This is a genomic window from Pseudomonas caspiana (assembly GCF_002158995.1).
Taxonomy (GTDB): domain Bacteria; phylum Pseudomonadota; class Gammaproteobacteria; order Pseudomonadales; family Pseudomonadaceae; genus Aquipseudomonas; species Aquipseudomonas caspiana.
In genome coordinates this window covers 51,662-64,136 of record NZ_LOHF01000024.1, presented here as the reverse complement: position 1 = coordinate 64,136, position 12,475 = coordinate 51,662, and the positions used below count along the sequence as shown (strand labels likewise).

The following is a 12,475-nucleotide window of genomic DNA, read 5'->3' as shown; positions in this document are numbered from 1 at the left end:
GGCGCTCTTATCGCGAGCAAGCTCAGCTCCCACAGGAGAATACGGTCAACTGTAGGAGCCGGGCTTGCTCGCGATGGCGTCAGAGCGGCATCGTGTAATGCAGCGCGTAGCTCTCAATACCGTCGTTTGGCTCTTTGATACCAGCGTTCGAGTAGTGAGTCGCGCGGATGCCCACTTCATGACCACCGTTGAAGCGCAGACCGAAGCCGATACGGTCTTCGAAGTTGAAAGCCGAACCCAACTTGTTGTCTTCAATTTGAGTGTTCGAGAACACGGCGACACCGATACCGGCTTCGATATACGGCTTCACCTTCTCGCCAGCGAATTCGTAAACGAATACCGGGGAGAACGAAAGACTGTTGTTGCTGGAACGCTTGTCACCATCCCAGTAGGTGTAAGCACCATCCCAATAGCCGGTCAGGCGACCTACGTCGCTCTGCAACCAGCTTTGATCCCAATCAAACTTCATACCCAGGCGGTAAGTCTGGCTCGTCTGGCCCGTCTGCCCAACCGAAAACTCAATGCCAGCGGCCTGAGTGAGTGAAGTTTGCCCCATCAACGCGGCCGCAAGCGCAGCCAAACACAACAGACGCTTCATCAGAAACTTCCTATTTCGAATGCAATTATTAGGTATTTGCAGATAACCGGCTTGCTATAGAAATCCGACGTGGAACGTTAGTTCCAATGCCAAGCAAAGCTTTTCACGATTTTTTTACAAATCGAAGAATCGCACATTGTCAGATTTTTTCCAAAGTGTAGGTAGGATGTTTCCGAAATTATACGGATCAGCGCTGGTCCAGAACTGCGTTTCCTGGGCATGGCCGTCGTGCAGAAGGCCGTGCTGCGCCAATAACCGTTGAAGCTGGCGAGCCACTGCGTGCCCGGTGTCGATCAGGATGACCGACTCCGGGATCATTTCCCGCAGCAGAGGTTTGAGGAAGGGATAGTGGGTGCAGCCGAGGATAATCGTGTCACAGCCCTCGGCCAGAAGCGGCTCGACATAACCCCGCAGCAAGGTACGAATGGTCGGGCTGAACAGGTCGCCTGACTCGATCAGTTCCACAAGGCCGGGGCACGGCTGAGTGACCACGCGCACATCGCCCGCGAAACGGTCGAGCAAAGCGGCGAACTTCGCGCTTTGCAAAGTACCGGTCGTAGCGAGCACGCCCACCACACCACTGCGGGTCGCAGCCGCTGCCGGTTTGACCGCAGGTTCCATGCCGACGATTGGCCAGTCCGGATAATGCTCACGCAATTGAGCGGCGGCAGCGGCAGTCGCAGTATTGCAAGCCAGCACCAGAGCCTTGGCACCTTGATCGCGAAAGAACTGCGCGATGATCATGCAGCGCTCGCGAATGAACTCCGGGCTTTTCTCGCCGTAGGGGATATGCCCACAGTCCGCGACATACAGCAGCGACTCGCTGGGTAGCAGGTCGCGAATTTCACCCAGCACCGACAAGCCACCTACGCCGGAATCAAATACGCCCACCGGCGCATCACTGGCTTTAATCATGCTGCCCTGCACCGCAGACGCTACATCCCGGATCACGCTTGACCTTCAGTTCACGAAAGCGCGTGGTCAGAGCATCAATCAGTAACAGGCGTCCAACCAGCGGCTCGCCAAAACCGACCAGTACCTTGAGCGCCTCAAGCGCCTGCAGGCTACCGACCAATCCCACCAAAGGCCCGATCACACCCGCTTCGCTACAGGTCAGTTCGGCCTCGCTGCCGTGACCGTATAGACAGTGGTAGCAAGGGCTTTCAGGCCGACGTGGATCGAACACCGACAATTGCCCCTCAAGACGAATCGCTGCGCCACTGACCAAGGGTTTGCCCGCAGCGACACAGGCCGCATTGACCGCGCCACGGGTTGTGAAATTGTCTGAGCAATCAAGCACCAGATCGACACTTGCGACGGCCGCTGCCAGAGAATCGACATCCAGCGCAGCGCGGTGAGGAACAAGCGTGATCTCGGGATTGATCGCGGTCAGACGGGTAATCGCCGAATCCACTTTGCTTTGCCCGACGCTCTGGCTGTCGTGGATGATCTGGCGTTGCAGGTTGGTCAGGTCGACCGTGTCGAAATCCGCCAGATGCAACGCGCCGACACCGGCGGCTGCCAGATACAAAGCAACGGGGGAACCCAGGCCACCGAGACCGACGATCAACACCCGGCTTTGCTTGAGCTTGAGCTGCCCGTCGATATCGACGTGTTGCAACAGAATCTGTCGGCTATAGCGCAACAGTTCCTGATCAGTCAGCACGGCAGACGCCCGAAGGTAATGCGTTCATGGTCGCCCAGATCACGACGAGTCTGGATTTTCTCGAAGCCATGACCGCTCAACAAATCGCGGACCGCCGAGCCCTGATCGTAACCGTGCTCCAACAACAACCAGCCATCACCGTTCAGATAGTTCGGTGCCTGCTCGATGATCATACGCAAATCATCCAGACCATCAGTCCCGGCAACCAGCGCACTGCTAGGCTCGAAACGCACGTCTCCCGCTGCCAGATGTGGATCCTCGGCCGCGATATACGGCGGGTTGCTGATGATCAGATCAAAACGCTGACCTTCAAGGGAGCTAAACCAGTGGCTGCTCAGCACCTTGGCGTTATCCAGATGCAAACGTTGACGATTACTCTCGGCCAATGCGACCGCTTCAAGCACCCGATCCACCGCCGTCACCTGCCAGACCGGACGCTCACTGGCCAAGGCCAGGGCAATCGCGCCGGTCCCGGTTCCCAGGTCGAGCACGCGAGTCGGCGCAAATGCAGGCACCAGCTCCAGTGCGGCTTCGACCAGCATTTCGGTTTCAGGGCGCGGAATCAATGTATGAGGCGCGACGTCCAGATCCAGTTTCCAGAACCCCTGCTGCCCCAGAATGTAGGCCACGGGTTCACCGGTACGACGGCGCTGCAGATGCGAGGCAAACGTCAGTGCGGCTTCACTGCTGACTATTCGCTCCGGCCAGGTATGCAGGAAACTGCGCGGTTTACCCAGCGCAGCCGCCAGAAGCAGTTCAGCATCGAGACGGGCAGTTGGTGAATCAGGAAGCTCGGCGCTTCTTAACAAGCTGGCGATGATGGTCATTTACTCACCCAGTGCCGCTAGTTGGTCTGCCTGATATTCGGCAAGTAGCGGCTCTATCACTGCATCGACACCACCGGCCAAAACTTCATCCAGCGAATACAAGGTCAGATTGACGCGGTGATCCGTTACTCGCCCCTGAGGGAAGTTATAGGTTCGAATACGCTCGGATCGATCACCCGAGCCGACCAACAGTTTACGCTCACTGGCAATCGCATTGGCAGCGGCGCTGGTTTGCTGGTCGTTTAGTTTCGCGGACAGCCACGCCATGGCGCGGGCTCGGTTCTTGTGCTGGGAACGCTCTTCCTGACATTCAACGACGATACCCGACGGAAGGTGGGTAATACGGATCGCCGAATCGGTCTTGTTAACGTGCTGACCACCCGCGCCCGAAGAACGATAGGTGTCGACACGCAAGTCCGCAGGATTAATTTCGATGGCCTGCTGCTCATCCGGCTCAGGCAGCACCGCAACGGTGCAAGCCGAAGTATGAATGCGGCCTTGAGATTCGGTTTCCGGAACCCGCTGCACGCGATGCGCACCGGACTCGAACTTGAGCTTGCCGTAGACATTCTCGCCCTCAACCCGGGCAATCACCTCTTTATAGCCGCCATGTTCGCCCTCGTTTTCAGAGAGGATCTCGACCCGCCAGCCACGGCGCTCGGCGTAACGCGAATACATGCGGAACAGGTCGCCAGAGAAAATCGCCGCCTCGTCGCCGCCGGTCCCGGCACGAATTTCGAGGAACACGTTGCGCCCGTCATTGGGGTCTTTGGGCAGCAACATGCGTTGCAGCTGGCTTTCCAGATCAGCCAGCAATTGCTTGGTCTCGCGCACTTCCTCGACAGCCATTTCACGCATGTCCGGATCGCTGTCCTTGAGCAGCGCCTGAGCGCCGTCCAGATCAGCCAATGCCTTGAGCAGCTGTTTATACGCCGCAACGATCGGCTCGACCTCGGCATATTCCCGGGAATACGCACGGAATTTGGTCTGATCCGAAATAATCTCGGCATCGCCAAGCAACGCGGTCAGTTCCTCGAAGCGATCGCTGAGGATATCGAGTTTGTTGAGCAGTGAGGCTTTCATTGCGGGGGTTTATCCGTCGAGCCCTCACCGAGGGCAAAAAGTTCCTGGGCCATGGCCAGCGCGTCGAGGCGGCCTTCGGCAGAGAGTTTCTTCAATTGCACACTGGGCGCGTGCAGCAGTTTGTTGGTCAACCCGCGAGCCAACTGCACCAGCACGTCCTCAGCATTGCTGCCGTTGGCCAGCATACGCTGTGCCTTCAGCAATTCCTCGTCGCGCAGCCGCTCGCTTTGCTGACGGTAAGCCCGGAGCACATCCACCGCCGCCAGCTCGCGCAGACGGAACATGAAGTCATTAGTCCCGGCTGCGACCAGCTCTTCAGCAGCCTGCGCCGCGCCCTGTCGGCTTTTGAGGTTCTCGGCGACGACTTCATGCAAGTCGTCAACGGTGTACAGGTAAACGTCATCCAGCTCACCGACTTCCGGTTCGATGTCCCGCGGTACGGCGATATCGACCATAAAAATCGGTTTGTGCTTGCGCAGCTTCAGAGCACTTTCAACGGCACCCTTACCAAGGATTGGCAGTTGGCTGGCCGTAGAGCTGATAACGATATCGCTGTTGACCAGTTCAGCCGGAATGTCCGAGAGCAATACCGCGTGCGCGCCAAACTCGGCGGCCAGGATGCTTGCGCGCTCAAGCGTACGGTTGGCGACCACGATGCGCTTGACACCAAGGTCATGCAGATGACGCGCAACCAGTGTGATGGTCTCACCCGCACCGATCAACAGGGCCTGGCTGCGTTGCAAGTCACTGAAAATCTGTTTCGCCAGACTGACTGCGGCGAAAGCCACCGAAACCGGGTTCTCGCCGATGGCTGTGTCAGTACGCACCTGTTTGGCCGCGCTGAACGTGGCCTGAAACAACCGGCCCAGCAGCGGACCAATGGTTCCGGCTTCGCGGGCCACGGCATAGGCGGATTTCATCTGACCGAGAATCTGCGGTTCGCCGAGCACGAGCGAGTCGAGCCCGGAGGCGACCCGCATCATGTGACGAACTGCCGCATCGTCGGCGTGTACATAAGCACTGGCGCGCAACTCTTCGAGGCTCAAATGATGATATTCGGCCAGCCAGGCGAGAATCGTCTCAGAACCGATCTGGTCCTGTTCGATGTACAACTCACTACGGTTACACGTAGAAAGGATTGCAGCTTCGCGGCTATTAGTAAGACGGCAAAGCTGCTGCAAGGCCTCAACCAGCTGCTCTGGCGTAAATGCCACGCGCTCGCGGACGTCTACCGAGGCAGTCTTATGGTTGATACCAAGTGCAAGGAAGGCCATTCAAGGTCGCTGATGGTGACGTGAAGCCGACAATTGTCCTACTTCAATAGGTTCAGAACAACCACCGTTGACTATTGTCCTAATAGTCTCGCGCTCTAAATGCCCTTATTGAGGGCTTACAGCACAAATAATCAAGCGTTCCGGCAGTTTTCCAACCGGCTGTGGGTTTGCTCCCAGCCTTGTGTCATGATGCTCAAAACCGCAGGTAAGTCGTCCCTTCTTATATATGAATAGATCCTCCGCGCTGTTTCTCGCCCTTGTCTTTCTCAGCGGTTGCCAGTCAATGGCACCGGTTCAGCCGCAGACCACACCTGCGCCGAAAGACACCGCCCCCGCACCTGAAGCCAAGCCTCAGGTCTACGGTTCGTTCACCCAGGAAACCCTCGTCAGCCTGCTGAGCGCGGAACTGGCTGGCCAACGCAATCGCTTCGATATCGCCCTGGATAACTATGTGACCCAGGCGATCAACACCCAGGATCCGGGTGTTTCCGAGCGCGCGTTCCGGATTGCCGAGTACCTGGGCGCCGATCAGGCTGCACTGGACACCTCGCTGATCTGGGCCAGAAACGACAGGGATAACCTCGAAGCGCAACGCGCGGCAGCCATTCAGCTGGCGCGCGCAGGACGCTATGACGACTCCATGGTGTACATGGAAAAAGTCCTGCAAGGTCAAGGCGACACTCATTTTGACTTCCTGGCACTGTCAGCGGCAGAGACCAATCCCGAGACCCGGAACGCGCTGCTTACCAGTTTTGACCGACTCCTCGTCAAGTACCCGAACAATGGGCAGCTGATTTTCGGCAAAGCGCTGTTGTTGCAACAGAACGGCGACGCACAGGCCTCGCTGAAGCTGCTCGAGGACAATCCGCCCAAAGACGGTGAAATTGCGCCAATACTGCTGCGTACACGCCTGCTGCAAGGTATGAACCGTGGCAAGGAAGCGCTGCCGATCCTGGAAAAAAGCATCAAGAAATACCCTGATGACAAGCGTCTGCGCCTGACGTACGCCCGCATGCTGGTCGAGCAAAATCGCATGGAAGACGCCAAAGTGCAGTTTTCCAGCCTGGTGCAGCAGTATCCCGATGATGACGAACTGCGCTTCTCACTGGCGCTGGTCTGCCTGGAAGCCAAAGCCTGGGACGAAGCCGCAGGTTACCTGGAAGAGCTGATTGCCCGCGGCGCCCATGAGGATTCCGCGCACCTGAATCTGGGTCGCATTCACGAAGAGCGTAACGATCAACAAAGCGCACTGGGCGAGTACGCTCAGGTAGGTCCTGGCCCGGACTATCTGTCCGCGCAGCTGCGCCAGGCCGATATTCTGATGAGCAACGGCAGCGCGGCCGAAGCATCCAAACGTCTGGCCGAAGCTCGCGATGCGCAACCGGACTATGCCATTCAGCTGTACCTGATCGAAGCCGAGACTTTGTCCAACAACAATCAGGTTGATCGCGCCTGGCAAGTGCTGACGCAGGCGCTCAAACAATATCCGGACGACCTGAACCTGCTTTATACCCGCTCGATGATGGCGGAAAAACGCGGTGATCTGGCGCAGATGGAAAAAGATCTGCGGGCGATTCTCAAGCGCGAACCGGAAAATGCCATGGCGCTCAACGCGCTGGGCTACACCCTTTCCGACCGCACCACGCGCTACGCAGAAGCCAAGGAACTGATCGAAAGAGCCCACAAACTCAATCCGGAAGATCCGGCGGTGCTCGACAGCCTTGGCTGGGTAAACTACCGCCTGGGCAACCTGGACGAAGCCGAACGCTTGTTGCGCCTGGCACTTGAGCGCTTCCCCGATCATGAAGTCGCTGCTCATCTGGGCGAAGTGCTGTGGGCCAAGGGTCAACAGCGCGAAGCGCGCAAAGTCTGGGGAAAAGCCCTCGAAGAACAACCTGACAGCCCTATTCTGCGCAGCACTCTGTTGCGCCTGACCGGATCCGAGACCCTTTAAATTTATGTTTTTGCGCCACGTAGTTGTATTCAGCCTCATCGCCCTGCTCGCCGGTTGCGCCGGACTCACTTCCCGGGAAGCCGTAGAAGGCAAAGGTGACCCGGCGCAATGGCGTCAGCACAAAGAACAGCTGACCAACCTCGACGGCTGGCAGATCAACGGCAAGGTCGGCATTCGCGCTCCCAAGGATTCCGGAAGTGGCACGCTATTCTGGCTGCAGCGCCAGGACTACTACGACATTCGCTTGTCAGGCCCATTGGGGCGCGGTGCCGCACGCTTGACCGGTCGTCCCGGCGGCGTCGCACTGGAAGTCGCCAATCAGGGTCGATACGAAGCTCCGACGCCGGAAACACTGCTTGAAGAGCAGCTCGGCTGGAAGTTGCCAGTGTCGCATCTGGTCTGGTGGGTCCGTGGCCTGCCCGCTCCGGACAGCAAGAGTCGTCTGACACTGGATGGCGACAGCCGCCTTGCCAATCTTGAACAAGACGGCTGGCAGGTGGAATATCTCAGTTATGTCGAACAGAACGGTTATTGGCTGCCCGAGCGCGTCAAGCTGCACGGCCAGGACCTCGATGTCACGCTGGTGATCAAGGACTGGCAGCCACGCAAACTGGGTCAATGACATGAGCGACGCACGCCTGACCCTGCCCGCTCCGGCCAAATTGAATCTCATGCTGCACATTCTCGGCCGTCGCACCGATGGTTATCACGAGCTGCAAACCCTGTTTCAGTTCGTGGACTATGGCGACGAGCTGAGCTTCGCCGTTCGCCAGGACGGTGAAATCTGCCTGCAGACCGATGTCCCCGGCGTCCCCCATGACAGCAACCTGATCGTCAAAGCCGCCCGCGCGCTGCAAAAACAATCAGGCTGTACGCTCGGCATGGATATCTGGCTGGAAAAACGCCTGCCCATGGGTGGTGGAATTGGCGGTGGCAGCTCCGATGCGGCAACAACACTGCTGGGCCTGAACCATTTGTGGAATCTGGGCTGGGATGAAGATCGCCTGGCAGCGCTGGGCCTGACGCTTGGCGCGGACGTCCCGGTTTTCGTCCGCGGACACGCCGCATTTGCTGAGGGTGTAGGGGAAAAACTTACCCCTGTAGACCCGGAAGAACCGTGGTATCTGGTACTCGTGCCGCAAGTATCTGTAAGTACAGCAGAAATTTTTTCAGATCCACTGTTGACACGTAACACTCCTCCCATTAAAGTGCGCCCCGTTCCCAAGGGAAACAGTCGAAATGACTGCTTACCGGTTGTAGCAAGGCGTTATCCAGAGGTACGTAACGCATTGAATTTGTTAGGTAAATTTACCGAAGCAAAATTAACCGGAACTGGAAGTTGTGTGTTTGGGGCCTTCCCAAACAAAGCTGAAGCTGATAAAGTCTCGGCCCTTCTTACAGAGACCCTTACAGGGTTTGTAGCAAAGGGAAGCAACGTTTCGATGTTGCATCGCAAGCTGCAAAGTCTGCTCTAAAAGGAACCGAGTACTGGGTACTCGTTGCAACAAATACAGGGGCGTCGCCAAGCGGTAAGGCAGCAGGTTTTGATCCTGCCATGCGTTGGTTCGAATCCAGCCGCCCCTGCCATTTTCCTATACTCATCCAGGTTACCCTCAGCCTTCAGGTACTGCGCGTGTCCAAGATGATGGTCTTTACGGGGAACGCTAACCCCGATCTGGCTCGACGTGTCGTACGTCAGCTGCATATCCCACTAGGTGATGTTTCTGTCGGCAAGTTCTCCGACGGCGAGATTTCTACTGAGATTAATGAAAACGTCCGCGGTAAAGACGTATTTATCATTCAGCCGACTTGCGCACCGACCAACGATAACCTGATGGAACTCGTCGTGATGGCTGATGCCTTCCGCCGTTCCTCAGCGTCCCGAATCACTGCTGTGATTCCTTACTTTGGTTATGCCCGTCAGGATCGCCGTCCGCGTTCCGCACGTGTGGCTATCAGCGCGAAAGTCGTCGCTGACATGCTTACCGTAGTCGGGATCGATCGTGTTCTCACGGTTGATCTGCATGCTGACCAAATCCAGGGATTCTTCGATATTCCGGTAGATAACATCTACGGCTCCCCTGTATTGGTGGACGACATTGAAGATCAACGCTTCGAAAACCTGATGATCGTATCCCCGGATATCGGCGGCGTCGTGCGTGCACGTGCTGTTGCCAAATCCCTGGGTGTTGATCTCGGGATCATCGACAAGCGCCGTGAGAAAGCCAATCACTCTGAAGTGATGCATATCATCGGTGATGTCGAAGGGCGTACCTGTATTCTGGTCGATGACATGGTCGATACCGCCGGCACTCTGTGCCACGCGGCCAAGGCCTTGAAAGAGCATGGCGCTGCCAAGGTCTTTGCCTACTGCACACACCCGGTGCTGTCGGGTCGGGCGATCGAAAACATTGAGAATTCCGTGCTGGACGAACTGGTGGTGACTAACACCATCCCGTTGTCCGCAGCAGCACAAGCCTGTAGCCGTATCCGTCAACTGGATATCGCTCCGGTTGTCGCTGAGGCGGTTCGCCGCATCAGCAACGAAGAATCGATCAGCGCGATGTTCCGCTAAGGGTTTTCCCTGAGCTGACACCCTGTTGACGAAAAGCGCCCCGCCCTGACATTCGGTCAGGGCGGGGCTTTTTTGCCCATATCGTCCTGACGTCGGTCGCAAACGTCAGTTCGAATGTGGCTAATTTGGAGATACAAAATGAACGATTTTACTTTGAATGCTGAACTGCGTTCCGACCTGGGGAAAGGTGCGAGCCGCCGCCTGCGTCGTCTCGCAAGCCTGGTTCCAGCTGTTGTCTACGGTGGCGACAAAGCCCCTGAGTCCATCAGCCTGCTGGCTAAAGAAGTTTCCAAACTGCTGGAAAACGAAGCGGCTTACAGCCACATCATCGCGCTGACCGTTGATGGCAAAAAGCAAAACGTGATCATCAAAGCTCTGCAGCGTCACCCAGCCAAAGGCCACGTGATGCACGCTGACTTCGTACGCGTTGTAGCTGGCCAGAAACTGACCGCTATCGTGCCTGTGCACTTCATCGGTGAAGAAGCTCCAGTCAAGAAAGGCGGCGAAGTTTCGCACGTTACTTCCGAGCTGGAAGTAAGCTGCCTGCCGAAAGATCTGCCTGAGTTCATCGAAGTAGACGTGTCTGCTCTGGAAATCGGTTCGATCGTTCACCTGTCCGATGTTAAAGCACCTAAAGGTGTTGAGTTCGTTGCTCTGGCGCACGGTAACGACCTGGCTATCGCCAACGTTCACGCTCCACGCATCGCACCGACCGAAGACGCAGCTGAAGAAGGTACTGCCGAGTAATTCATTACTTGGTAATGCCGGAGTTGCTCGGGAGACCGCTGTAAAAGTCAGGCAAAACGGGCAGGATCGCGGAGTTTACATCATGGTAAATGAGCAGTTTTCTTCCAGTTTTGCCGCTGTCTGCAGCGGCTTCAACCACAACTCCATAAAAGGGCCCCTGTCGTGACTGCCATACAACTGATCGTTGGCCTGGGAAATCCAGGCGCTGAATACGAACAGACCCGGCACAACGCAGGGGCTCTTTTCGTTGAACGTATCGCTGACGCGCAACGAGTCAATCTCGTCGCCGAGCGCAAATTCTTTGGCCTGACCGCACGCTTCACTCATCAAGGTCAGGATGTTCGTCTGTTGATTCCCACCACCTACATGAACCGCAGCGGCCAGTCCGTAGCGGCGCTCGCTGGTTTCTACCGGATTCCGGTTGATGCCATCCTGGTGGCGCATGACGAACTCGATCTGCCACCGGGCGTTGCCAAGTTCAAACAGGGCGGCGGCCATGGCGGTCACAACGGGTTGCGGGACATCATCGCGCAGCTTGGTAATCAGAATACTTTTCACCGCTTGCGGCTTGGCATTGGCCACCCGGGCGACGCCAACAAGGTCTCCGGTTTTGTTCTGGGTCGAGCGCCACGCGCCGAACAGGAAAAGCTGGACGCCAGCATCGACTTTGCCCTCGGCGTGCTGCCGGATATCTTCGCCGGTGAATGGAACCGGGCGATGAAAAACCTGCACAGCCAGAAGGCCTGACATCACTCGAGGGGAAACATCATGGGCTTCAATTGCGGCATCGTCGGCCTGCCCAACGTCGGCAAATCCACTCTGTTCAACGCCCTGACCAAGTCCGGTATTGCAGCGGAGAACTTCCCCTTCTGCACCATCGAACCGAACAGCGGCATCGTGGCCATGCCCGATCCTCGCCTTGCGGCATTGGCGGCCATCGTCAATCCCAAGCGCATCCTGCCGACCACCATGGAGTTCGTCGACATCGCGGGCCTGGTAGCCGGTGCGTCCAAAGGTGAAGGCCTGGGCAACAAGTTCCTCGCCAACATCCGCGAGACCGACGCCATCGCTCACGTGGTTCGCTGCTTCGAAGATGAAAACGTGATTCACGTTTCCAACAGCGTCGACCCTAAACGCGACATCGAAATCATCGACCTGGAATTGATCTTTGCCGACCTCGACAGCTGTGAAAAACAGCTGCAGAAAGTCACCCGCAACGCCAAAGGCGGCGACAAGGATGCAGTGGTTCAAAAAGGCCTGCTGGAGCAGTTGATCGCTCACTTCACCGAAGGCAAGCCAGCCCGTAGCCTGATGAAGAACATGAGCGCTGACGAAAAAGCAGTAATTCGTGGCTTCCACCTGCTGACCACCAAGCCGGTCATGTACATCGCCAACGTTGCTGAAGACGGTTTCGAGAACAACCCGCTGCTGGACGTCGTGCGCGCCATCGCCGAAGAAGAAGGCGCAATGCTGGTGCCGGTCTGCAACAAGATCGAAGCAGAAATCGCCGAACTCGATGACGGCGAAGAAAAGGATATGTTCCTCGAAGCCCTGGGCTTTGAAGAGCCAGGCCTGAACCGCGTAATTCGCGCTGGCTACGAAATGCTGCACCTGCAGACCTACTTCACCGCCGGTGTTGAAGAAGTCCGCGCCTGGACCGTCCGCGTTGGTGCCACCGCACCACAGGCCGCTGGCGTGATCCACACAGACTTCGAAAAAGGCTTCATCCGCGCCGAGTGCATCGCCTACAA

13 protein-coding genes and 1 tRNA gene are annotated in these 12,475 nt (G+C 57.1%); 8 read left to right on the top strand and 6 right to left on the bottom strand.

The annotated features are described in order from the left end of the window. Positions 1 to 79: 79 nt before the first annotated feature. The 6 genes from AUC60_RS22495 to hemA all read right to left on the bottom strand — a co-directional run bounded on the left by AUC60_RS22495 (position 80) and on the right by hemA (position 5,448). Complete coding sequence (locus AUC60_RS22495; protein WP_087272938.1) at positions 80 to 598, bottom strand: acyloxyacyl hydrolase; 519 nt, start codon at positions 596 to 598, stop codon at positions 80 to 82. A 114-nt stretch (positions 599 to 712) separates the two neighbouring features. Continuing rightward, the gene (gene murI, locus AUC60_RS22490; RefSeq protein ID WP_087272936.1) at positions 713 to 1,513 is read right to left on the bottom strand and encodes a glutamate racemase; all 801 of its coding nucleotides are present in this window, start codon (positions 1,511 to 1,513) and stop codon (positions 713 to 715) included. Beyond that, positions 1,506 to 2,264 carry a molybdopterin-synthase adenylyltransferase MoeB gene (locus tag AUC60_RS22485; protein WP_087272933.1) on the bottom strand — a complete coding sequence of 253 codons (759 nt, stop codon included), beginning with the start codon at positions 2,262 to 2,264 and terminating at the stop codon, positions 1,506 to 1,508. Before AUC60_RS22485 ends, murI begins: the two co-directional genes overlap by 8 nt. Continuing rightward, positions 2,258 to 3,091, bottom strand: coding sequence for a peptide chain release factor N(5)-glutamine methyltransferase (gene prmC, locus AUC60_RS22480; RefSeq protein ID WP_087272930.1), 834 nt, complete (start codon positions 3,089 to 3,091; stop codon positions 2,258 to 2,260). The genes AUC60_RS22485 and prmC overlap by 7 nt, the downstream gene beginning before the upstream one ends. Then, a complete protein-coding gene (gene prfA, locus AUC60_RS22475; RefSeq protein WP_087272927.1) occupies positions 3,092 to 4,174 on the bottom strand; it encodes a peptide chain release factor 1 in 1,083 nt (360 codons plus the stop codon). Beyond that, complete coding sequence (hemA, locus tag AUC60_RS22470; RefSeq protein WP_087272924.1) at positions 4,171 to 5,448, bottom strand: glutamyl-tRNA reductase; 1,278 nt, start codon at positions 5,446 to 5,448, stop codon at positions 4,171 to 4,173. The genes prfA and hemA overlap by 4 nt, the downstream gene beginning before the upstream one ends. Positions 5,449 to 5,674: 226 nt before the next feature. On the opposite strand from hemA, the gene AUC60_RS22465 reads away from it, so the two are divergent. The 8 genes from AUC60_RS22465 to ychF form a co-directional block, all read left to right on the top strand. Then, the gene (locus tag AUC60_RS22465; protein ID WP_087272921.1) at positions 5,675 to 7,402 is read left to right on the top strand and encodes a tetratricopeptide repeat protein; all 1,728 of its coding nucleotides are present in this window, start codon (positions 5,675 to 5,677) and stop codon (positions 7,400 to 7,402) included. A gap of 4 nt (positions 7,403 to 7,406) precedes the next feature. Further along, positions 7,407 to 8,024 carry a lipoprotein insertase outer membrane protein LolB gene (lolB, locus tag AUC60_RS22460; protein ID WP_087272918.1) on the top strand — a complete coding sequence of 206 codons (618 nt, stop codon included), beginning with the start codon at positions 7,407 to 7,409 and terminating at the stop codon, positions 8,022 to 8,024. A gap of 1 nt (position 8,025) precedes the next feature. Further along, on the top strand, positions 8,026 to 8,877 hold the full coding sequence (gene ispE / locus AUC60_RS22455; protein ID WP_087272917.1) for a 4-(cytidine 5'-diphospho)-2-C-methyl-D-erythritol kinase: 852 nt from the start codon (positions 8,026 to 8,028) through the stop codon (positions 8,875 to 8,877). Positions 8,878 to 8,914: 37 nt separating this feature from the next. Beyond that, positions 8,915 to 8,989 (top strand) — tRNA-Gln (locus AUC60_RS22450). 46 nt (positions 8,990 to 9,035) lie between these two features. Continuing rightward, positions 9,036 to 9,977 (top strand): ribose-phosphate pyrophosphokinase, encoded by a 942-nt coding sequence (locus AUC60_RS22445; RefSeq protein ID WP_002552145.1) that lies wholly within the window; start codon positions 9,036 to 9,038, stop codon positions 9,975 to 9,977. Between the two features lie 138 nt (positions 9,978 to 10,115). Then, complete coding sequence (locus AUC60_RS22440; RefSeq protein ID WP_087272914.1) at positions 10,116 to 10,724, top strand: 50S ribosomal protein L25/general stress protein Ctc; 609 nt, start codon at positions 10,116 to 10,118, stop codon at positions 10,722 to 10,724. A gap of 162 nt (positions 10,725 to 10,886) precedes the next feature. Further along, complete coding sequence (gene pth, locus AUC60_RS22435; protein WP_027902866.1) at positions 10,887 to 11,471, top strand: aminoacyl-tRNA hydrolase; 585 nt, start codon at positions 10,887 to 10,889, stop codon at positions 11,469 to 11,471. 21 nt (positions 11,472 to 11,492) lie between these two features. Next, the coding region (ychF, locus tag AUC60_RS22430; protein ID WP_087272911.1) for a redox-regulated ATPase YchF at positions 11,493 to 12,475 on the top strand (983 nt) is incomplete at its 3' end.

What these genes read in the sequence shown, in the direction of transcription:
- ispE (WP_087272917.1), top strand. Translation starts at nt 8,026, where the DNA reads ATGAGCGACGCACGCCTGACCCTGCCCGCTCCGGCCAAATTGAATCTC.
- AUC60_RS22465 (WP_087272921.1), top strand. Translation starts at nt 5,675, where the DNA reads ATGAATAGATCCTCCGCGCTGTTTCTCGCCCTTGTCTTTCTCAGCGGT.
- prmC (WP_087272930.1), bottom strand. Translation starts at nt 3,091, where the DNA reads ATGACCATCATCGCCAGCTTGTTAAGAAGCGCCGAGCTTCCTGATTCA.
- murI (WP_087272936.1), bottom strand. Translation starts at nt 1,513, where the DNA reads ATGATTAAAGCCAGTGATGCGCCGGTGGGCGTATTTGATTCCGGCGTA.
- prfA (WP_087272927.1), bottom strand. Translation starts at nt 4,174, where the DNA reads ATGAAAGCCTCACTGCTCAACAAACTCGATATCCTCAGCGATCGCTTC.
- AUC60_RS22495 (WP_087272938.1), bottom strand. Translation starts at nt 598, where the DNA reads ATGAAGCGTCTGTTGTGTTTGGCTGCGCTTGCGGCCGCGTTGATGGGG.
- AUC60_RS22440 (WP_087272914.1), top strand. Translation starts at nt 10,116, where the DNA reads ATGAACGATTTTACTTTGAATGCTGAACTGCGTTCCGACCTGGGGAAA.
- lolB (WP_087272918.1), top strand. Translation starts at nt 7,407, where the DNA reads ATGTTTTTGCGCCACGTAGTTGTATTCAGCCTCATCGCCCTGCTCGCC.
- hemA (WP_087272924.1), bottom strand. Translation starts at nt 5,448, where the DNA reads ATGGCCTTCCTTGCACTTGGTATCAACCATAAGACTGCCTCGGTAGAC.